Source organism: Citrobacter meridianamericanus, from assembly GCF_041320245.1.
Taxonomy (GTDB): Bacteria; Pseudomonadota; Gammaproteobacteria; order Enterobacterales; family Enterobacteriaceae; genus Citrobacter; species Citrobacter meridianamericanus.
The window spans coordinates 1846658-1869487 of sequence record NZ_CP101036.1 but is presented as its reverse complement, the minus strand read 5'-3'; the positions used below and the strand labels follow the sequence as shown (position 1 = coordinate 1869487).

16 protein-coding genes are annotated in these 22830 nt (G+C 50.2%); 7 read left to right on the top strand and 9 right to left on the bottom strand.

The window, feature by feature from the left end; genetic code table 11:
- Nucleotides 1-58: 58 nt before the first annotated feature.
- Both apbE and NMD08_RS08860 read right to left on the bottom strand, forming a co-directional pair.
- Entirely contained in the window at nt 59-1111 is a 1053-nt protein-coding gene (gene apbE, locus NMD08_RS08865) for an FAD:protein FMN transferase ApbE (protein ID WP_187253439.1), read from the bottom strand.
- A 115-nt stretch (nt 1112-1226) separates the two neighbouring features.
- On the bottom strand, nt 1227-2342 hold the full coding sequence (locus tag NMD08_RS08860) for a porin OmpC (protein ID WP_151219887.1): 1116 nt from the start codon (nt 2340-2342) through the stop codon (nt 1227-1229).
- A 738-nt stretch (nt 2343-3080) separates the two neighbouring features.
- Here NMD08_RS08860 and rcsD point away from each other — a divergent pair.
- Both rcsD and rcsB read left to right on the top strand, forming a co-directional pair.
- A complete protein-coding gene (rcsD, locus tag NMD08_RS08855) occupies nt 3081-5750 on the top strand; it encodes a phosphotransferase RcsD (protein WP_187253441.1) in 2670 nt (889 codons plus the stop codon).
- 16 nt (nt 5751-5766) lie between these two features.
- Nucleotides 5767-6417 carry a response regulator transcription factor RcsB gene (gene rcsB / locus NMD08_RS08850; RefSeq protein ID WP_003027592.1) on the top strand — a complete coding sequence of 217 codons (651 nt, stop codon included), beginning with the start codon at nt 5767-5769 and terminating at the stop codon, nt 6415-6417.
- 49 nt (nt 6418-6466) lie between these two features.
- On the opposite strand, the gene rcsC is transcribed toward rcsB, so the two are convergent.
- Nucleotides 6467-9313: a two-component system sensor histidine kinase RcsC gene (gene rcsC, locus NMD08_RS08845; protein WP_151219889.1), complete on the bottom strand. Its 2847-nt coding sequence runs from the start codon at nt 9311-9313 to the stop codon at nt 6467-6469.
- A 365-nt stretch (nt 9314-9678) separates the two neighbouring features.
- Here rcsC and NMD08_RS08840 point away from each other — a divergent pair, with 365 nt between their 5' ends.
- Nucleotides 9679-10434 carry a MurR/RpiR family transcriptional regulator gene (locus NMD08_RS08840; protein ID WP_278237792.1) on the top strand — a complete coding sequence of 252 codons (756 nt, stop codon included), beginning with the start codon at nt 9679-9681 and terminating at the stop codon, nt 10432-10434.
- Nucleotides 10435-10527: 93 nt separating this feature from the next.
- Here NMD08_RS08840 and NMD08_RS08835 read toward each other — a convergent pair whose 3' ends face one another.
- The 5 genes from NMD08_RS08835 to gyrA all read right to left on the bottom strand — a co-directional run bounded on the left by NMD08_RS08835 (nt 10528) and on the right by gyrA (nt 16473).
- Nucleotides 10528-11544 (bottom strand): Gfo/Idh/MocA family protein, encoded by a 1017-nt coding sequence (locus NMD08_RS08835; RefSeq protein ID WP_278237791.1) that lies wholly within the window; start codon nt 11542-11544, stop codon nt 10528-10530.
- A gap of 11 nt (nt 11545-11555) precedes the next feature.
- The gene (locus NMD08_RS08830) at nt 11556-12569 is read right to left on the bottom strand and encodes a PTS sorbitol transporter subunit IIB (RefSeq protein WP_278237790.1); all 1014 of its coding nucleotides are present in this window, start codon (nt 12567-12569) and stop codon (nt 11556-11558) included.
- Nucleotides 12550-12948 (bottom strand): PTS glucitol/sorbitol transporter subunit IIA, encoded by a 399-nt coding sequence (locus NMD08_RS08825; RefSeq protein WP_006683706.1) that lies wholly within the window; start codon nt 12946-12948, stop codon nt 12550-12552. Before NMD08_RS08825 ends, NMD08_RS08830 begins: the two co-directional genes overlap by 20 nt.
- A gap of 9 nt (nt 12949-12957) precedes the next feature.
- Nucleotides 12958-13479, bottom strand: coding sequence for a PTS glucitol/sorbitol transporter subunit IIC (locus NMD08_RS08820; RefSeq protein WP_006683705.1), 522 nt, complete (start codon nt 13477-13479; stop codon nt 12958-12960).
- Nucleotides 13480-13836: 357 nt separating this feature from the next.
- A complete protein-coding gene (gene gyrA / locus NMD08_RS08815) occupies nt 13837-16473 on the bottom strand; it encodes a DNA topoisomerase (ATP-hydrolyzing) subunit A (protein ID WP_370612251.1) in 2637 nt (878 codons plus the stop codon).
- 158 nt (nt 16474-16631) lie between these two features.
- Here gyrA and ubiG point away from each other — a divergent pair, with 158 nt between their 5' ends.
- From ubiG to yfaE, 4 genes are all read left to right on the top strand, one after another.
- On the top strand, nt 16632-17360 hold the full coding sequence (ubiG, locus tag NMD08_RS08810; protein WP_151224749.1) for a bifunctional 2-polyprenyl-6-hydroxyphenol methylase/3-demethylubiquinol 3-O-methyltransferase UbiG: 729 nt from the start codon (nt 16632-16634) through the stop codon (nt 17358-17360).
- 444 nt (nt 17361-17804) lie between these two features.
- Nucleotides 17805-20090 carry a class 1a ribonucleoside-diphosphate reductase subunit alpha gene (gene nrdA / locus NMD08_RS08805; RefSeq protein ID WP_151219896.1) on the top strand — a complete coding sequence of 762 codons (2286 nt, stop codon included), beginning with the start codon at nt 17805-17807 and terminating at the stop codon, nt 20088-20090.
- Between the two features lie 114 nt (nt 20091-20204).
- On the top strand, nt 20205-21335 hold the full coding sequence (gene nrdB / locus NMD08_RS08800) for a class Ia ribonucleoside-diphosphate reductase subunit beta (RefSeq protein WP_151219897.1): 1131 nt from the start codon (nt 20205-20207) through the stop codon (nt 21333-21335).
- Nucleotides 21335-21589, top strand: coding sequence for a ferredoxin-like diferric-tyrosyl radical cofactor maintenance protein YfaE (yfaE, locus tag NMD08_RS08795; RefSeq protein ID WP_016153800.1), 255 nt, complete (start codon nt 21335-21337; stop codon nt 21587-21589). Before nrdB ends, yfaE begins: the two co-directional genes overlap by 1 nt.
- A gap of 173 nt (nt 21590-21762) precedes the next feature.
- On the opposite strand, the gene glpQ is transcribed toward yfaE, so the two are convergent.
- A complete protein-coding gene (gene glpQ / locus NMD08_RS08790; protein WP_151219898.1) occupies nt 21763-22830 on the bottom strand; it encodes a glycerophosphodiester phosphodiesterase in 1068 nt (355 codons plus the stop codon).

Below are 22830 nucleotides of genomic sequence, written 5' to 3'. Positions count from 1 at the left end.
TAGCGCTTAGCGTCAGTGTGTCCCCATAGCTGGATACAAAAACCTGCAATCTTGCTTTTTAATTATTTTCGCTGACCAGGAAGCTTTTAAACTGCGGCGACATCCAGGTTTTAAATCCCTCACCTTCTTTCATAATCATATAGACCGCAAGCCCTTCCCGACGCACTACCTCCTGGGCCTTTTCCGGACCGAGTACCATCAATCCGGTATCCCAGCCGTCAGCTTCCAGCGCGGTTGGCGCAATGACTGTCACGGACACCAGGTTGTGTTCAATCGGACGACCGGTTTGCGGATCGATAACATGGGAAAGACGCTTGCCATTCAGCTCATAATAGTTACGGTAGCTGCCGGAGGTACTAATGCCATGCCCGTTAATGTCGACAATTGCCTGTACCGCGTTTTCACGATCGGTCGGTTTCTGAATCGCGACTCGCCACGGATGCCCTTCTGCATTCATACCGCGGCTGTTGAGCGCACCGCCAACGGAAACCAGATAACGGGCGACCCCTTCCTGCTCCATCAAACGGGCCAGATGATCGGCGGCATAACCTTCACCGACGGTTGAGAGATCCACGTACAACTCCGGCAGATCTTTCTGCAAGTAGTTCCGGTGTGCCTCATTAACAACCTTCAGATGTGAAAGTCCGGTTTGTGCTTTTGCGGCGTCAATTTGCGCCTGAGTGGGAATATGCAACGGTTGCTGATCCGGGCCAAACCCCCACAGATTAACCAACGGTCCTACGGTGATATCCATGGCCCCATCAGTTTTTGCGCCAATGCGTAACGCCAAGGTCACAATATCCGCCATCGCGTCATTAACCGGCCATGGTGACAAACTATTCGATAAGTTAAAGCGCATCAACGCAGAGTCATTTTTATAGGTTGAGAGAAGCTGATCGTCAGCATCGAGCTGAGTCTGGATCTTCACCTGTAGTTCTGCAGCGCGTTTTGCATCGACGCCAACGGCACTGACCCGCCAGAAAGTGCCCATGGTTTTACCTTCCAGAACGGTGGCAGGTACTGTGGTCTGAGCAGGTTTCGGGGCTTCATCGCACCCGACAAAAAAAATCGTCACCGTCAGCAGCGCTGCGCGATAAAATTTCATTTCCATACGTAATTATCCTCATGCGAACGGGCGCAAGAGTACACCAAAAATCATTGTTTGTACGGCGGAAAAACGGCATTAAAAAAGGCCCCGCAGGGCCTTTGATAACAATAAATGCAGATTAGAACTGGTAAACCAGACCCAGCGCTACGATATCATCGGTACCGATACCTGCGTCACGGGTGAACTGATTGTCATCCAGCAGGTTGATTTTGTAATCAACATAGGTGGACATGTTTTTGTTGAAGTAGTAAGTCGCGCCAACATCAACATATTTCACGATGTCCTGGTCGCCATAGCCACGGCCCAGGTCTTTGCCTTTGGACTGCAGGTAAGCCACGGACGGACGCAGACCGAAGTCGAACTGGTACTGAGCAACAGCTTCGAAGTTCTGTGCTTTGTTAGCCCAACCCAGGGAGCCTGCACGCGTTGCGTTGTAGGTCTGAGTGTACTGAGTTGCAAAGTAGAAGTTGTTGGCGTCGTATTTAATACCACCGGTATAGGTTTCAGCACGGTCGCCGGTACCGAAGTTCAAACGGTTCTGTTCGTCGGTACGTTTGGAACTGGTGACTGCAGTACCCAGAGAGAAGCCTTCGCCGATATCATAAGTGATAGATCCGCCAACGCCGTCGCCGTTTTGGCGCAGCGCGTCACGACCGTTGTTGGTTACGCCAGTGAAAGTTCTGCCGGTATCGTCTTCGCCACTCACGCTACCGTTTTTACCCTGGTACTGAATGGCAAAGTTCAGGCCATCAACCAGACCGAAGAAGTCGGTGTTACGGTAGGTCGCGAAGCCGTTACCACGCTGCTGCATGAAGTTGTCAGAACCGTAGGTGTCGCCGCCGAATTCCGGCAGAACGTCGGTCCAGGACGTTACGTCGTAAACTACGCCGTAGTTACGACCGTAGTCGAATGAACCCACGTCTGCGAATTTCAGACCAGCAAACGCCACACGGGTCCAGGCGTTGTTTTCATTTTCTGCGGAGTTACCCTGAATCTGGTATTCCCACTGGCCGTAACCGGTCAGTTGGTCGTTAACCTGGGTTTCGCCTTTGAAGCCGATACGCATATAGGTTTGGTCACCGTCAGCGCTTTTATCATCGGAGAAATAGTGCAGACCGTCGACTTTGCCGTACAGGTCTAATTTGTTGCCGTCTTTGTTATAAATTTCAGCCGCATTCGCTGCGCCTGCTACCAGCAGTGCTGGTACCAGGAGGGACAGTACTTTAACTTTCATGTTATTAACCCTCTGTTATATGCCTTTATTGCTTTTTTATGCCACTGCATACTGATTAAGGTGATTAACCAGTCGGCAACTTCATTCTCCGCAAAAACACAGAATAATCCAACACGAATATGATACTAATACTTTAAAGATGTTTCATTTGTCCACATACATGTTTCTAGATGTTAATAGCCGGGAACTTTTTTTAATTCAAAAATAGCGCAGAATAAGCACAAATAATCAAGAATTATTAATTTATTCATATAAAACATGCAATTACATTATAAAAACCTATAGCACTGAATGACAAAACAAAATCTTCACTCGCAACTAAAATAGACCCGCTATCATCATTAACTTTATTTATTACCGTCATTCATTTATGAATGTCTGTTTACCCCTATTTCAACCGAATGCTTCGCGTTCGGTTTTTTTTTACCCTTCTTTACACAAAACTTACCATTCTGTGCTACCAATGCAAAACTATAACGACTATTAACTATCTCATCGCAACGTGTACAGATATAAGATTGATAAATAATTTCTTGTTATTTAATGCTAAACGTATGCATTCCGTACAAATATATGTACCGACCGTTATCCACTGTACACCTTTGCAGCGTAATGGCTGCAACGATATGAAGCGTAAAAAATACGGGCTATGCAGTATGGTGTAAGTGTGGCAATTCATACATTACCCTTTATACTGCCCCTTCATCTTTCGCGTCGTTTAACAGGTCATAAACACGAATGAGTCAGTCTGACACAACGGTTTCTACCCGATTCTCCCTGCTACCGGGAAGTATTACCCGTTTCTTCTTATTACTGATCGTTGTGCTGTTAGTGATGATGGGCGTGATGGTTCAGAGCGCCGTCAATACCTGGTTAAAGGATAAGAGTTATCAGATTGTCGATATCACCCATGCGATTCATAAAAGAGTCGATACCTGGCGATACGTGACCTGGCAAATCTATGACAATATTGCCGCCGCGACCAGTTCGTCCGGTGCAGAAGGGCTGCAGGAAACGCGCCTGAAACAAGACGTCTATTATCTTGAGAAACCCCGCAGAAAGACCGAGGCGCTGATTTTCGGTTCTCATGACAGTTCGACACTGGAGATGACCCAGCGCATCTCCACCTATCTCGATACGCTGTGGGGCGCGGAAAATGTTCCGTGGTCAATGTATTACCTGAATGGTCAGGACAATAGCCTGATCCTTATCTCAACGTTGCCGCTAAAAGATCTCACCTCCGGTTTTAAAGAATCGACCATCGGTAATATTGTCGATTCACGACGTGCGGAAATGCTGCAGCAAGCCAATGCGTTGGATGAACGTGAAAGCTTCTCTTCACTGCGCCGTCTGGCCTGGCAAAACGGGCATTACTTCACGCTACGCACGACCTTTAATCAGCCTGGACATCTGGCAACGGTCGTCGCTTTTGACCTGCCGATTAATGACTTGATCCCACCCGGCATGCAACTTGACAGTTTCCATCTGGAACCTGACGCCGCCTCCACGACCGAACACCTGAATGAAAAAGAGTCGCCTGACAGCGTCAGTATTAATTTCAACAACAGTAAAATTGAGATCTCTTCGGCGTTAAATTCAACGGGTATGCGGCTGGTGTGGCAAGTACCGTTTGGCTCATTGCTGGTCGACACGCTGCAAAGTATTCTGCTACCGCTGTTACTGAACATTGCGTTGCTGGCCCTGGCACTGTTTGGCTATACCACCTTTCGCCACCTCCCCGCCCGTTCCACCGAAGTGGCGCCAAACCTTACGGCAAATAATGAACTGCGTGTTCTGCGCGCCATCAATGAAGAGATTGTGTCTTTGCTCCCGCTGGGCTTGCTGGTACACGATCAGGAAGCAAACCGCACGGTTATCAGCAATAAAATTGCCGACCACCTGCTGCCGCATTTAAATCTGCAAAATATTACCAGTATGGCGGAACAGCATCAGGGAGTGATTCAGGCCACCATCAACAATGAGCTGTATGAAATCAGACTATTCCGCAGCCAGATCTCATCGAGAACGCAGATCTTTATCATTCGTGACCAGGACCGCGAAGTGCTGGTGAATAAGAAGCTGAAGCAGGCGCAACGACTGTATGAAAAAAACCAGCAGGCCCGCGCGGCCTTTATGCAGAATATTGGCAGCGCGCTGAAAGATCCGGCTAAAACACTGGCAGCTAATGCCGCCGCGCTCGATACCCCTGACAGCCAGAAACTGGCAAATCAGGCAGACGTGCTTGTGCGTATGATAGACGAAATCCAGTTGGCCAACTTGCTGGAAAGCGACAACTGGAAGGGTGAATCGACGCTGTTTTCTATACAGGCGTTAATTGATGACGTGGTTCCGGAGCTTCTGCCAGCCATTAAACGTAAAGGGCTGCAGCTATTGATTAAAAATCACCTTAGCGCGCAGGATGAACGCCGTGGCGACCGGGATGCTCTGCGCCGTATTTTGCTGTTACTGATCCAATATGCGGTAACCACCACGCAAATTGGCAAAATCACGCTGGAAGTCGACCAGGATGAGTCGGAAGCTGAGCGCCTGACCTTCCGTATTCTGGATACCGGGGAAGGCGTCACGCTGAATGAAGTAGATAACCTGCATTTCCCGTTCATCAATGATACGCAAGGCGATCGGTATGGCAAAGCCAATCCGCTAACGTTCTGGTTATGCGATCAGCTCGCCCGCAAGTTGGGTGGACATCTGAATATTAAAGCGCGGGAAGAACTTGGAACACGTTATATAGTCCATGTTAAAATGCCCCTTCACGATCAGCATACTGAAAGTGAAGAACGTTTGTTAGATGACGTCTGCGTAATGGTTGATGTCACCTCTAATGACGTACGCAGCATTGTATTGCGCCAGCTGGAGAACTGGGGGGCAACGTGCATCACGCCCGATGAGCGGTTGAATAGTCAAGAATATGATCTCTTTTTAACGGATAATCCGTCTAATCTTACTGCCTCAGGCCTTCTTTTAAGCGATGATGAGTCTGGCGTGCGAAAAATTGGCCCTGGTCAACTGCGCGTCAACTTTAATATGAGCAATGCTATGCAGGAAGCTGTCCTCGAGCTGATAGAAGAGCAACTGGCACAAGAAGAACTCCAGGATCTTCCCCCTGGCGGAGATGAAAACGTCGAACTTCATGCCAGCGGCTACTATGCACTCTTTGTTGACACAGTACCGGATGATGTTAAGAGGTTGTATACTGAGGCAGCAACCAGTGATTTCGCTGCGTTAGCCCAAACGGCCCATCGCCTGAAAGGCGTGTTTGCCATGCTTAATCTGGTACCCGGCAAGCAGTTATGTGAAGCGCTGGAACATCTTATCCAAGAGAAAGATGCTCCAGGTATAGAAAAATACATCAGCGACATTGACAATTACGTCAAGAGCTTGCTGTAGCAAGGTAGCCCACTACATGAACACTATGAACGTAATTATTGCCGATGACCATCCGATTGTACTGTTCGGTATTCGTAAATCACTTGAACAAATCGAGTGGGTAAACGTTGTCGGCGAATTTGAAGACTCCACTGCACTGATCAACAATTTGCCTAAGTTAGATGCTCATGTGTTGATTACCGACCTCTCTATGCCGGGAGATAAATACGGTGATGGGATCACGTTAATTAAGTATATCAAGCGCCATTTCCCGAGCCTGTCGATTATCGTTCTGACCATGAATAATAACCCGGCTATCCTGAGCGCGGTACTGGATCTCGATATTGAAGGGATTGTTCTGAAGCAAGGCGCGCCAACCGATCTGCCGAAAGCGCTTGCCGCGCTGCAAAAGGGTAAGAAATTCACCCCGGAAAGCGTTTCTCGCCTGCTGGAAAAAATCAGCGCCAGCGGCTACGGCGACAAACGTCTGTCACCGAAAGAGAGCGAAGTTCTGCGTCTGTTTGCCGAAGGTTTCCTGGTCACCGAAATCGCGAAAAAACTCAACCGCAGTATTAAAACCATCAGCAGCCAGAAAAAGTCGGCAATGATGAAGCTTGGTGTGGAAAACGATATCGCCCTGTTGAATTACCTCTCCTCTGTCACGTTGAGCCCGTCAGACAAAGAGTAATTCTCTGTATCCAAAAAAGCCTGATGTGCATAACGCCATCAGGCTTTTTTTATCCCCGCGTCTTTCTCACTCTTTCCGCGTAAACCGTCAGCGTTTGCTTTAATACATCTAATGTCACTGGCTTAGACAAACAGCTATCCATACCTGATTCCAGGCAACGCTGCTTCTCTTCGGCCAGCGCGTTTGCCGTCACCCCGACAACCGGCAGCGTCAACCCTAACTGACGGATACGCTGCGTCAGGCGATAACCATCCATATTTGGCATGTTGACGTCGCTCAACACAATGTCGATATGGTTTTTGCTCAGCACATTAAGCGCGTCCACCCCGTCATTCGCCGTTTTACACTGATATCCCAACGATCCCAACTGATCGGCCAGTAAACGCCGATTGATAGGATGATCGTCGACCACCAGGATCATCATGTCATCGTTGGTCGCCCCCACTTTATCCGGGACTGGCAGCGCCGTGGAAAGCTCTTCACTGCTCAGCTCAACGCTGTAAATATGCGCCAGCAGCGCAGGCAGTTCATGCGGTGATGCCACGCTGTGTACCCACTCCCCCGGCACTCTTTCCAGCGGAATACCGATATGACGGCGGCAGAAAATTACCGCAGCCCGTCCCTGCCACTCCTGGTCCAGCACATCGTCGGCAATCAGCAGGTCATCTGCATCCGGTTGCTGCCCTTCATAACGCAGCACCGTCATCCCGTTACGTGTCAGACTGGATTCAACAAACTGATACAGCGACGCGTTGCGCACCGCCAGCCAGCAACGTTTGCCGACAAGCCCATCGATACCTTTGTTCAGCGGATACTGCGCGCCATACAGCGGAATACGCAGCATAAACTGGCTACCCATTCCCGGTTCTGAATCGACGGAAATATCCCCATCCATCATGCTGATCAGTTTTTCACAGATAGCCAAACCGAGCCCGGTTCCCTGGAAATTACGCTGAACGCCAGTACCTACCTGGAAGAAAGGATCAAATAGCCGGACGACTTCCTTGGCTGGGATCCCGACCCCGGTATCACGTACGCGAATACTTAGATAGTCGCCGTTACATTGCACGTGGAGCACAATGCAGCCGGTATCGGTAAACTTGATAGCATTACTCAGCAGATTAGAAATCACCTGCTGTAAACGCATCGGATCGCCATTAAGCGCAACCGGGACATTCGGGTCGATAAAGCAGTACAACCCCAGTTGTTTGCGAACCACCAGCGGCAGATAGTTAGCCGTAATATGATTCATTACTTCACGCGGTGAAAACTCGCGCGGTTCAATTTTCAACTGTTCAGATTCAATTTTCGAGAAATCGAGAATATCGCTAATAATCTTCAACAGCAGGCTGGAAGAGTTGTTCATCGCCGTCACCAGGCGATCCACTCCGTTGGGTAACTCTTTGGTTTGCAACAAATCAAGGTTACCAATAATACCGTACAATGGCGTGCGTAGCTCGTGGCTCACGGTCGCAAGGAACATCGATTTGGACTGGCTCGCCTGCTCCGCCGCTTGCGCCATCTCCTGCAATGACTCTTCCATTTTAACGCGCGCGCTGACGTCAACCAGCACGCAAATTGCCACGTTTTCATTACGATAGCGCGAGTGTACAAAGCTGATTTGCAGATTGGTATTGTTGCTGGTCAGCACATCAACAAAATTGACCTGCTGACCGCAGATAATTTGCGTTAACCGTTGCCGGTCTTCATGGGTCAGCATATTGAGATAGGTATGCGCCAGCTCATTACTCAGGATATTAATGCCATCCATCGTGCGCAGAATACAAATGCCAACCGGCGCGGAAGCCACGATTTTACGGTTAAACTGCTCGTGCTCTTCCAGCCGCTGAGCATCGCTTTCCGCAGGAATAAAAATGCGCCGCTCATACATGCGCGTGAGCATAAATAACGCCGCGCCAACCAGCACATTCAGCAGGATAGCATTCAGGATCATCATGCGGATCCGCTCCAGCACCAGGTCGACCGGCACGGAATACACAATGCTCAGCGCTGACGGCGGCAGATTTTTCTTCAGCACCAGTTCGTGAAAACCCGACGTATAGCCAAACCAGGAACGCTCCTGCATCCAGCGAGGTTCAGCCTTAATATTACTCTCGGGACCGGTAAGCGAAATTAGCGCATGACCATTTTCATCAAGAATTGTCACTCCCATTGGTAAACTGCCCGGCGTGAAAAAGTTCTCCATGCGAATAGGCTGTTCCACACCCAATAGCGCCTGCAGTCGGTTGGCAAGATATACCGGCGTCAGCGCATAGAAATAGCCGACTCCTGGCCGCGGCCCCTGGCTAATCCAGAACAGGTTGTTACCGTTTTCGTCCTGCGGCGCATTGCGATACTTAATAATGCGCTCATGCAGCGCCTTCAGCGCCCCGTCACGTTCAACCGGCGTATCACGCAAGCCGAAATTAGCCATACAAAGGTTGTCGCTGCCAATCAGAAACACGCGGTTCAAATCATAGGCCGCGGAAAAGTTGTCACGCCAGTAGCGCATAAACCACGCCAGTGATTCCAGCGAACCTCGCCAGGTATTGCCCATCACCGAGCAGTCAGAGTCGGCAAACAGCGGCTCAAAGTTTGGCACGACGGTTTTATCATCCCGCGCCCGCAACGACATCACGCCGTTTTCCGCCGTTAAGCGATTCTCCGCGATATATTTCAGTTCTTTAATCACATCAGAGGTGCGCTGAATGTAACGTTGCGCCTGATCGGAGCTGAGATTAAGCTCCTGGTGAATCTCAGACTCTCTCTGGTGCAACGCATTCACGATGTAGAAAACGGAGGCAAACGCGATTAGACACCAAATCAGAAGCGCCAACGCCCTGAACAGATAGCGAGAGACTTTTAGCGTTGAATGAACGGAAGCAAGGTATTTCAAAGGGGCGAAGCTCCGCCTCAGGGCATTAATAGAGTGTCGTTAAGGTAGCGGTAAATGTCCGGCGTCGCAATGCCCTCTCTTTACACGGCCATTATACACGGCCCTGGCTCTGCTGTCTTAACCCCGCGACTTTTACACCACCGAACGATTGCTGCGCCGATGACTTCTCTTGTTTATATCGTAGAAATCGCCAGCCGTTCAGCAGTCTTATCTGAAAATAAGAAAAAACGCTTCGCGCCTTGCCCTGCTTAACGACATGCAGAACATCGTCTGATCCCCTGCGCGTACACGAGTACGCGAGCGCCACAGAGGTAACTTGAAGGAAAAAGTGTATATGTCATAATAAACAAAACCGAGGGACCTCAATGAACATTATCGAACAGCTTCAGTTACTGGTAAAAACGGGCTCACACACGGAACAAACTATTAGCCGTTACATTCTGGCTACATTATCAGGTGCAGAAAAACTGACCTCGACGGCAATATCAAAAAAGACCCATACCAGCCAACCGTCTATTGTTCGTTTTGCCCAAGCTCTCGGTTATACCGGTTTTACTTCCTTTAAATATGATTTAATTAAGTGTCTACGCAGTGAGCCCGCCGCCCTGCTTCCGGCGCAGGCGGCCAGGAACAATATTATTCTCAGTGAATTTATTAACAATAATAACCCGGCGGCGATTAATACTTTCTTTGAAATTATCAGCTCCAGTCGTAATCTTTATTTTTGTCACTCACGGGAACTCGGTTCTCTGCTCAGCAATATTATTCAGGACTATAGTGATATTGGTAAGGTGTGTATTCCCGTTGAGTATCAAAACGCCGATTCGCTGTTAGCCAACAGCCTGACAGATTGTGATTCCGTCATCCTGCTGCCGGGCTCCAAGGATGAGCCGGATAACCAGTTGATTACATTGATTCGCGAGCATGAAGCCGCCTCGCTGGCCGTCGCCTGTCATCAGAGCGGTACATCACTGGCCGATGTGACGCTGTACACCCCGCAATCCAGCGTCAGTCCTCTGAGTTTCGCCGCGTTGAAAATGTCACTGCATACGCTTTTTTTTCATGCCCTGCAATATTGCTATCTGAATATGAATAATGAAAAGACGTCCCATAAACGATGATCGTTGGCAGGGTCAGGGGGAATAAGATACCCTGCTTTAATCAGAGAAATTAAAGCCAAAAAGAATGTTTATGGGACGTGAAAACCAGATTAATTACAACTGAACAATATTTCCTGTTGATAACGAATGATGCACCGCCTCACAGATTAACGTCGCCTGTAACCCATCTTCGGCTGTTGCCAGATACGGCGTATCAAATAATATGTGTTCCACAAAATCATGTATTGGCTGAATTCCGTATCCGCTGGCCTTATTATTAACGTAATTAATGAAGTTATAATTTGGCGTTGCGCTACGCTGTGGGGTAAACATTTCATAACCACGCAACTGCGCATCCGCCCGATAATAGTTATTTTCAGTGATCACAAAACTCCGACCATCATTGGCTTTGGGGAACGTTGGCGGTAAACACCACCCTACTTCCACCGTCCATTGCGCACCATTTTCAAACGTAACAAAAGACTGAATGGTATCCCAGGAATCGATGCCTTCAGCCACCAGTTTCTTCTTCTGTCCTATCGCATAGACGCTCACCGCGTTGGCGCCGTTCATATAATAGCGAATTAAATCAAAACAGTGAGTGCCGAGAAAATGGACCGGAGAGCTCTCGTTCGCCCACGATAACCAGTTTTTTGGCACGTCGATGATGTCATCCATGCTCATATAACCACGCAGTACCTGGCCGGTTTCCGGCTTCAACAGCTCATGATGAATATGTTGCGCCATGCCGTCCCAGCGCTTGTGGTAATCAACGCCGATTTTCACCCCATGCTCTGCGGCGCAGCGGATAATCTCCCGGCATTCCTCCGAGGTTGTCGCCATCGGTTTTTCAATCAGCACATGTTTGCCGGCGGTGATGGACTCAATCGTAGCATCAAAGTGGAACGGATCCGGGGTGGCGATCGACACCAAATCGACCTGCGTGGCGGCAAACAATTCTGCCAGCGATGCAAAACCGGGAATGCGAAACTCCTGCGCCACGCTGGCCCGGATTTCCGGGTTGATTTCGCAAAACCCGACCAGATTCACCCACGGATTATAGTGATAAGCATTGATATGGTGTTTGCCGTAAATTCCCGCGCCAACTACCGCGGCATTGATTTTGTTCATGACACGATTCCTCAGTTAAACAAACCAAAAGAGAACAGATAGCCGATAGCCACCGCCAGAGGGGCGGTAATCATTCGTGACAGCAGGAAAGCCGGCACGCCAAGGCGAATGGTTTTCTCTTTCGCCTCCTGCATAGAAAGCCCAACGGGGATAAAGTCGGCGCCTACCTGGACATTTATCGCAAACAGCGCCGGCAACGCCATCAGGGGTGAAACTACGCCGCTGCCGATGAGCGTCCCCACCAGCACGCCCACCACCTGTGCTATGGCCGCCCCCGGAGCCAGAATCGGCGAGATAAACGGTAAGCCGCAGATAATCGCGATGACAAACAGACCGGTTAACGATCCGGCAAGCGGTGACAGCGCATTCCCGGCCCACTGACCAATTGCCGTTTCCTGCACCAGAGCAATCAGCACGGAGATAAAAGCCATAAACGGAATAACGTTTTTAATGCACAGCTCAACCGACTCGCGCGCGGAGGTATAGAGCAGGCTGACAAAGTTACCGATCCCCGTCGCAAATCGGGTCATCAACTCCAGCGCGGTGTTGGTCGCCGAACCGCGCGGTTTGGTATCCCCCTGGCGACTGACGGCCACCGAAGCATCACCTGCGGGCAGAGGTTTAACAACATCCACCTCTTGGGCAGTGACCGGCTGATTAAGCGTTTCAATCAGCGATAGCGATTCACTGCTGACATCAGAAATGTAGATATCCTCGGTGATATATTTCGCCAGCGGCCCCATCGCGCCGGTGGGGAGAATATTGATGGTCTTGATTCTTTTTTGTGGGTAGATGCCGCAGCGCAATGAACCGCCACAGTTGATCACCACGCAGAGGATTTTCTTATCATCCGGCATCGCATCAAAGCCGTTAACAACCGGCATCTCCAGCATTTCACCCAATTTTTTGGCAATCGGGTCAATGCTTTTCCCGGTGAGCGACAAGATGACTTTGCTGGTATCGCGAGATAAATACATATCATCGCCAATCCCTGAATGACCTTTTTTAATCAGCACGGTTTTCATCGGTTTTCCTCATTATTGTCAATGGGCCCGTTAATTCATTAACGGCAGGCGGGCAATCGCTTTTTACGTGTAATGCACCATAGGCGATTGGCTTTTCTGCCCCGTCAAATACCACTGTCATATGCCCCAGCTCACATAAGTTTTGCCACGCCGCATCTCCCCAGCAGGTGATACCCCATATCTGGTTATTAATCTGTAAAACGTAGTTCGCTGTTTTTTGTAATGGCGCGCTATTACAAACAATATTCTTAATTACCAGCACATAATCGAGATAATCTTCCGGGGCGCGATCGTTAAACGTTATCAGCATGCCACTAAGTAACCCCTCTTCTACTTTCTTTCCAGCTTTTACGACGTCAGCCGAAAATAGTACTTTCATTGTTTTTCCTTATTCCTGGTTAAGTTCACGCTTCTCCAGCCTGGTGAAGATATATTCGGTAAGAAAACCGCGGATAAATCCAAGCAGAATACCTGCCGCGATATAACGCAATGCCAGATCGGCAACAGGAAGGTCGAGCCGGGTAATCCCCGCAGCCACACCCAGCCAGATAAATAGTTCAGATGGCACAATGTGGGGAAACAGCGAGGTCAGCGGGTGAACGGTACTGCCCAGCGCATCCTGATAAGCGGGCTTACACCGTTCTGGCAGGAATTTACCCATGGTCAGCGCGCCGGGACTGCTCAGGAAGAACCAGGCAAAACTGGGCAATATTCCGTAGGTTAATATTTTTGATTTACCCATCAGGGTGGCGACTTTTTCCATCCGCTGCTGACCTATTAACTTCATAATGAAATTAACCGTCAGAATTAACGTTATTAACATCGGAATAGTGCTGACGATCATCCCGGAGAATATCTTGCCAGCACTCTGAAAAAGATGGATAAAACCTTCCGCAATTTCAACTATCATAGTTAACTCCCAACGCCGAGGTAAAAGTATATTCATCCGTCAGAGGTGAACTGACAGACTGAGGCAGCCAACGCATTTCTCTTTCACACTTCAGGTGTTTTTTCTTAAATAATTTGTCGGTCTCCTATTCACAACGGATCTTAAAATTCTTTTAGTGGACAGAATAACGTTAGCGGTAAAAGTGTGAACAAACAGTGAGCACTCTCACGAAAATATAATTATTCATTAATTTTTGTATTTTTATACAAGAAGCCTGTAGCAAGCGGATAGAGGATAATTAGCTGATGGGAAAGAGAATATTCAGAACGTAAAAAAGGGAGGCAAAGCCTCCCTTTTGTGCAGTATTAAAATACTGAATTACTCTTCAGCGTCGTCCGCCGCATCGTCATCGCTTTCCGCTTCAGGTGCGATATCATCGTCCCCTTCAGCAGCGCTGCCGTCGATGGAGTCGAGCTCTTCATCATCAACCGGCTCAGCAACGCGTTGCAGACCCACAACGTTTTCATCTTCCGCAGTACGGATGAGGATCACGCCCTGAGTGTTACGCCCTACCACGCTGATTTCCGACACGCGTGTACGCACCAGCGTACCTGCATCGGTGATCATCATGATCTGGTCGGTATCCTCAACCTGCACTGCGCCCACAACGGAACCGTTGCGCTCGGTGACTTTGATGGAGATAACGCCCTGGGTCGCACGAGACTTGGTCGGATATTCTTCCGCCGCCGTACGTTTGCCGTAGCCGTTCTGGGTCACGGTCAGGATAGCACCTTCACCGCGCGGAACGATCAGCGAGACAACGCTATCGCTTTCCGCCAGTTTGATACCGCGTACGCCGGTCGCGGTACGCCCCATCGCACGAACGGCATCTTCTTTAAAGCGCACCACTTTACCGGCAGCAGAGAACAACATGACTTCGTCGGAGCCAGACGTCAGATCAACGCCAATCAGTTCATCGCCTTCGTTCAGGTTAACCGCAATGATACCGGCTGAACGCGGACGGCTGAACTCGGTCAGCGCCGTTTTCTTCACGGTACCGCTGGCAGTTGCCATGAAGACGTTTACGCCCTCTTCGTACTCACGTACCGGCAGAATCGCGGTAATACGCTCGTTAGCTTCCAGCGGCAGCAGGTTGACGATTGGACGTCCACGCGCGCCACGACTGGCTTCTGGCAACTGATAAACCTTCATCCAGTACAAACGACCGCGGCTGGAGAAGCAGAGGATTGTGTCATGGGTGTTGGCCACCAGCAGGCGGTCAATAAAGTCTTCTTCTTTAATTCGTGCTGCAGATTTGCCTTTACCCCCACGACGCTGTGCTTCGTAGTCGGTTAACGGCTGATATTTCACGTAGCCCTGATGAGACAAGGTCACGACAACATCTTCCTGGCTAATCAGATCTTCGATGTTGATGTCAGCGCTGTTCGCGGTGATTTCGGTACGACGCGCGTCACCGAACTGTTCACGAATCAGCTCCATCTCTTCACGGATGACTTCCATCAGACGATCGGCACTGCCCAGAATATGCAGCAGTTCAGCGATCTGCTCCAGCAGCTCTTTGTATTCGTCGAGCAGTTTTTCGTGCTCAAGGCCGGTCAGTTTCTGCAAACGCAGATCCAGAATGGCCTGAGCCTGCTGTTCAGTCAGGTAGTACTGACCGTCACGCACACCAAATTCTGGCTCCAGCCACTCAGGACGCGCGGCGTCATCACCGGCACGTTCCAGCATGGCAGAAACGTTGCCCAGCTCCCACGAACGCGCGACCAGCGCGGCTTTCGCTTCTGCCGGGGTTGGCGCACGGCGGATCAGCTCGATGATCGGATCGATGTTCGCCAGCGCAATCGCCAGCGCTTCAAGGATGTGGGCACGGTCGCGGGCTTTACGCAGTTCAAAGATAGTACGGCGAGTTACGACTTCACGGCGGTGACGTACAAACGCAGCAATAATATCTTTCAGGTTCATGATCTTCGGCTGGCCATGGTGCAATGCAACCATGTTGATACCAAAGGAAACCTGCAGTTGGGTCTGGGAGTAAAGGTTGTTCAGAACCACTTCCCCGACCGCGTCGCGTTTGACTTCAATCACGATGCGCATACCGTCTTTGTCAGACTCATCACGCAGCGCGCTGATACCCTCAACGCGTTTGTCTTTTACCAGCTCAGCGATTTTCTCGATCAGGCGCGCTTTGTTCACCTGATACGGAATTTCATGAACGATGATGGTTTCACGGCCTGTTTTGGCATCCACTTCGACTTCCGCACGGGCGCGAATGTACACTTTGCCACGACCGGTACGGTAGGCTTCTTCAATACCACGACGACCGTTGATGATCGCGGCGGTCGGGAAGTCCGGACCCGGAATATGTTCCATCAGCCCTTCAATGCTGATGTCTTCATCGTCAATGTATGCCAGACAGCCGTTGATCACTTCCGTCAGGTTGTGCGGCGGAATGTTGGTGGCCATACCTACCGCGATACCGGACGAACCGTTCACCAGCAGGTTAGGAATTTTGGTCGGCATGACATCAGGAATTTGTTCGGTGCCGTCGTAGTTATCGACGAAATCAACCGTTTCTTTTTCCAGGTCAGCCATCAGCTCATGGGCGATTTTCGACATACGGATTTCCGTATAACGCATCGCCGCTGCGGAGTCGCCATCGACAGAACCAAAGTTACCCTGACCATCTACCAGCATGTAACGCAAGGAGAATGGCTGCGCCATACGAACAATGGTGTCGTAAACGGCGATATCACCATGAGGGTGGTATTTACCGATTACGTCACCAACGACACGGGCAGATTTTTTATAGGCTTTATTCCAGTCGTTGCCCAATACGTTCATGGCGTAAAGTACGCGACGGTGAACCGGCTTCAGGCCATCTCGGACGTCTGGCAGCGCACGGCCAACAATGACCGACATCGCATAATCCAGATAGGAGCTCTTCAGCTCTTCCTCAATGTTGACCGGTGTAATTTCTCTCGCAAGGTCGCTCATCTAACCGCTATCCCTCTACTGTATCCCGGATTCAAAGGTCGCAAATTATAACACATACGTGAAGATTCAGGTAAATGGATTCCCCCTGACAGAGGCTTTATTCATCCTGTCAGGCTGATATACTCATTTGCATCGCAAATTTAGGAGTAGAAGCCCCAATGAATGCCGAAAAACCCCCGGTTACTCACAACGTTGACCATGAAGAAATTGCCAAATTTGAAGCAGTCGCGTCGCGCTGGTGGGATCTTGAGGGTGAATTTAAGCCACTACACCGTATAAACCCACTGCGCCTGGGCTACATTACTGAACGCTCAGGCGGCCTGTTTGGTAAAAAAGTACTCGACGTCGGCTGCGGCGGCGGCATTCTGGCGGAAAGCATGGCGCGCGAAGGCGCAACCGTCACCGGGCTGGACATGGGCTTTGAACCGTTACAGGTAGCAAAACTGCATGCATTAGAAAGTGGCATCCAGGTGGAGTACATACAAGAAACTGTCGAAGAACATGCGGATAAGCATGCGCATCAGTATGACGTTGTGACCTGCATGGAAATGCTGGAGCACGTACCGGACCCGCAGTCGGTGGTCAGAGCCTGCGCCAGACTGGTTAAACCAGGTGGCGAAGTGTTTTTCTCCACGCTTAACCGCAACGGCAAATCCTGGCTGATGGCGGTGGTCGGCGCGGAATATATTCTGCGGATGGTGCCGAAAGGCACGCATGATGTGAAAAAATTTATTAAGCCCGCTGAACTATTAGAGTGGGTTGACCAGACCGTGCTGAAAGAGCGTCATATGACTGGCCTGCACTACAACCCCATCACCAACACCTTCAAACTCGGCCCGGGCGTAGATGTGAACTATATGGTGCATACCACCGCCAGGATTGATTAAGCGCTTCAGTAGGCCGGATCAGGCGTTCAACGCCGCCATCCGGCATGCTAATGGGAACAATGCCTGATGGCGCTTCGCTTATCAGGCCTACCAATCCTGAGTAGTACCGACACAGCAATTTTTGCGCCAGATCATAAGAACTTTCCTTACCTTAGATGAAGAAATCAGCACTCGATCAAAATTTCTATTTTTTTTCTCAATTATTGACATCCCCGCCAGGCCTTATAAGACGCGCACTTAGCGATTCTTACCCTTTTGCAACCTCAATTTAACCTCAAAATCAACTCTTGTGCTGAAAAGAATCCCTACTAGAATACTCACCATATAGCGTCTATTTTATCAAACAACCCCTACATATAGTATTTATCCACAGACTTAGTCACAACATGACTTTGCGGATAATATGGGGGATATTTTTTCTTTCACGGACAGGTAAAAAACCACATGAATCAGAGTCTGCTGGTGACAAAGCGTGATGGTAGTACAGAGCGCATCAATCTCGACAAAATCCACCGAGTTCTGGATTGGGCGGCAGAAGGACTGAATAACGTATCGATTTCTCAGGTCGAGCTACGCTCCCACATTCAGTTTTATGACGGTATCAAGACCTCCGATATCCATGAAACAATCATCAAAGCTGCCGCCGACCTGATCTCCAGTGAAGCGCCGGATTATCAATATCTGGCTGCTCGCCTGGCGATTTTCCATCTGCGCAAAAAAGCCTACGGCGAGTTTGAGCCGCCGAAACTTTTCGACCATGTGGTGAAAATGGTTGAAATGGGCAAATACGACAATCATCTGCTGGAAGACTATACGGAAGAAGAGTTCAAGCAGATGGACTCGTTTATCGTTCACGACCGTGACATGACCTTCTCCTACGCTGCCGTGAAGCAGCTGGAAGGTAAATACCTGGTGCAAAACCGTGTTACCGGTGAGATTTATGAAAGCGCGCAGTTCCTTTACATTCTGGTCGCTGCCTGCCTGTTCTCCAACTATCCACGCGAAACGCGTCTGCAATATGTAAAGCGTTTTTACGACGCCGTTTCTACGTTTAAAATTTCGCTGCCGACGCCGATTATGTCCGGCGTACGTACCCCTACCCGTCAGTTCAGCTCCTGCGTACTGATCGAGTGTGGCGACAGCCTGGATTCTATCAACGCCACCTCCAGCGCGATTGTGAAATACGTTTCCCAGCGTGCCGGTATCGGCATTAACGCCGGTCGTATTCGCGCGCTGGGCAGCCCGATTCGCGGCGGTGAAGCCTTCCACACCGGCTGTATCCCGTTCTATAAGCACTTCCAGACGGCGGTGAAATCCTGCTCCCAGGGCGGCGTACGCGGCGGTGCTGCGACCCTGTTCTACCCAATGTGGCATCTGGAAGTTGAAAGCCTGCTGGTGCTGAAAAACAACCGCGGCGTCGAAGGCAACCGCGTGCGTCACATGGACTACGGTGTACAGATCAACAAACTGATGTACACCCGTCTACTGAAAGGCGGCGACATCACACTGTTCAGTCCGTCCGACGTTCCGGGGCTGTATGATGCGTTCTTCGCCGATCAGGACGAATTCGAACGTCTGTATACCCAATATGAAAACGACGATAGCATCCGCAAACAGCGCGTGAAAGCGGTTGAGCTGTTCTCACTGATGATGCAGGAACGTGCCTCTACCGGCCGTATTTACATTCAGAACGTGGATCACTGCAACACTCACAGCCCCTTCGATCCGGTTGTTGCCCCGGTGCGTCAGTCCAACCTGTGCCTGGAAATCGCTCTGCCGACCAAACCGCTGACCGACGTTAACGACGAAAACGGTGAAATCGCGCTGTGTACGCTATCCGCCTTCAACCTGGGTGCAATCAAAGATCTGAGCGAGCTGGAAGAGCTGGCCGTACTGGCGGTACGTGCGCTGGATGCATTGCTCGACTACCAGGATTATCCGATTCCAGCCGCCAAACGCGGCGCAATGGGCCGTCGTACGCTGGGTATTGGCGTGATCAACTACGCCTACTGGCTGGCGAAAAACGGTAAGCGTTATTCTGACGGCAGCGCGAATAACCTGACTCACAAGACCTTTGAAGCTATTCAGTATTACCTGCTGAAAGCGTCTAACGAGCTGGCAAAAGAGCAAGGCGCGTGCCCGTGGTTTAACGAAACGACCTACTCACAGGGTATTCTGCCGATCGATACCTATAAAAAAGATCTCGATGCGATCGCCAACGAGCCGCTGCATCTGGACTGGGAACAACTGCGTGAATCCATCAAGACGCACGGCCTGCGTAACTCCACGCTGTCTGCCCTGATGCCATCGGAAACCTCTTCGCAGATTTCCAACGCCACCAACGGCATTGAACCACCGCGCGGCTACGTGAGTATCAAAGCGTCGAAAGACGGTATTCTGCGCCAGGTCGTACCGGACTACGAACACCTGCACGACGCGTATGAACTGCTGTGGGAAATGCCGAACAATGACGGCTATCTGCAGCTGGTAGGCATCATGCAGAAATTTATCGATCAGTCGATTTCTGCCAACACCAACTACGATCCATCGCGCTTCCCATCCGGAAAAGTCCCGATGCAGCAGTTGCTGAAAGACCTGCTCACCGCCTACAAATTTGGTGTCAAGACGCTGTATTATCAGAACACCCGCGATGGTGCAGAAGATTCTCAGGACGATCTGGCGCCGTCTATTCAGGATGACGGTTGCGAAAGCGGCGCATGTAAGATCTGATATTGTGATGCCGGATGGCGGTGTAAAAGCCTTATCCGGCCTACAAAAGCATCGGTGTTGTAGGCCGGATTAGCGCGGCGCTATCCGGCATAAAACTCCAAACAGGACACATCAATGGCATACACCACTTTTTCACAGACGAAAAATAACCAACTTCTGGAACCGATGTTCTTCGGCCAGCCGGTGAACGTCGCCCGCTACGATCAGCAAAAATATGACATCTTCGAAAAGTTGATCGAAAAGCAGCTCTCTTTCTTCTGGCGTCCGGAAGAGGTCGATGTTTCTCGCGATCGCATCGACTTCCAGGCACTGCCGGAACATGAAAAACATATCTTCATCAGCAACCTGAAGTATCAGACGCTGCTGGACTCCATTCAGGGACGCAGCCCGAACGTGGCGCTGCTGCCGTTAATCTCGATCCCTGAGCTGGAAACCTGGGTAGAAACGTGGGCGTTTTCTGAAACGATCCACTCGCGTTCCTACACCCACATCATTCGTAACATCGTGAACGATCCGGCAGTAGTGTTTGACGATATTGTCACTAACGAACAGATCCAGAAACGCGCCGAAGGTATTTCCAGCTACTACGACGAGTTGATCGAGATGACCAGCTACTGGCACTTGCTCGGCGAAGGCACGCATACCGTGAATGGTAAAACGGTTGTCGTAAATCTGCGTGAACTGAAGAAAAAGCTATATCTGTGCCTGATGAGCGTTAACGCGCTGGAAGCGATTCGTTTTTACGTCAGCTTTGCCTGCTCTTTCGCGTTTGCAGAACGTGAACTGATGGAAGGTAACGCCAAAATCATTCGCCTGATTGCCCGCGATGAAGCCCTGCATCTGACCGGTACCCAGCATATGCTGAACTTGCTGCGCAGCGGTGTGGACGATCCGGAAATGGCGGAAATCGCCGAAGAGTGCAAACAAGAGTGCTACGACCTGTTTGTACAGGCCGCGCTGCAGGAAAAAGAGTGGGCGGATTATCTGTTCCGTGACGGCTCAATGATCGGCCTGAACAAAGACATTCTGTGCCAGTACGTCGAGTACATCACCAACATCCGTATGCAGGCTGTCGGACTCGATCTGCCTTTCCAGACCCGCTCCAACCCGATCCCGTGGATCAACACCTGGCTGGTGTCTGATAACGTGCAGGTCGCACCGCAGGAAGTAGAAGTCAGCTCTTATCTGGTCGGCCAGATCGATTCGGAAGTCGATACCGACGACCTGAGTAATTTCCAGCTCTGATGGGCCGCGTTACTTTGCGCATCTCTGGCACACAACTGCTGTGCCAGGATGAACATCCTTCCCTGCTTGCCGCGCTTGAATCGCACAATGTTGAAGTTGAATACCAATGTCGCGCTGGTTATTGCGGCTCCTGCCGTACCCGCCTGGTGGCGGGACAGGTCGACTGGATTGCCGAACCTCTGGCCTTCATTCAACCGGGTGAAATTTTGCCCTGTTGTTGCCGGGCAAAAGGCGATATTGAAATAGAGCTGTAACGCAAGGTGGGGTAAAAATTGTTACTGGCAAAAGAGCCGCCGATGAACGGCAGCTCTTTATTTCTCCTGCAGGCATGTAGGGAAACGTTGACAGCAGACGGCCTTATCTAGCAGTTAATAACGTTTCGTCCAATAAGGCCTGTGACCGGAGGTGCATCACAGGCCTTATGCCATTACTCTTTATTCAGGAATTTCACTGCTTTGTCGGGGAAGTCGGTGAACAGCCCGTCAACGCCCGCCTTGTTATACAGAATGTCATACAGTTGGTTTACGTCAGTGGTGTAATCCGGCAACTGATCGGCACGAACGGTATACGGATGCACCACCATCTTGTTCTGATGCGCATCCTGTACCATGCCAGTTAATGAGATATTGCCTTTCTTCGACTTCTCATCAACCAGCATATGGTAGTCCGGCCCAATGCCATCCGCATACTGTGCAACCTGCTTCATGGCACCCGGTTTAAACATCCAGTCGTAGTTGTAATTAACCCAACTGCCGTCCGGCTTTTTCTCCTGAGTTTCATTCCAGTCTGTATATGCAATTAACTGTACCAGATTGAGATCCATCCCCATCTTCGGTTCCAGTTCATTCTTAATACGTTTTAACTCTGCGACATCAAAACACTGCAGATAAACCTTGTCGTTCTTGTTGGTGTACCCGTACTTTTTCAGTACTTCCAGCGTTTTAGCCGCAATGTCCTTCCCTTCCTGATGATGGAACCACGGCGCTTTCATTTCCGGGTAAATGCCGATATTTTTACCGGTTGAATGATTTAATCCCTGAACGAACTCAATCTCTTCTTCGAAAGTGTGCACACGGAAATCAGATTTACCCATCGGGAAACGCCCTGGGTAGGTCTGGACCTTTTTGCCATTTTCGATATCGAAGCCTTCGGTAAATTTCAGCGATTTAATCTCATCCAGCGTAAAGTCGATAGCGTAGTAACGCCCATCTTTACGCGCACGATCCGGGAAACGCTCGGCAACATCGGTGACACGGTCAAGATAGTGGTCATGCAGGACGACCAGATGGTCGTCCTTGGTCATCACCAAATCCTGCTCCAGGTAATCCGCTCCCTGAGCATAGGCCATCGCTTTCGCAGGTAACGTATGCTCTGGCAGATAACCACTGGCACCACGGTGCGCAATCACAATTTTATCTGCGGCAACTGCCGCGCTGCTCACAACCATACCTGCCAGCATCAGCGCCACGCTGAGACTTTTCAATGCGGTTTTCAT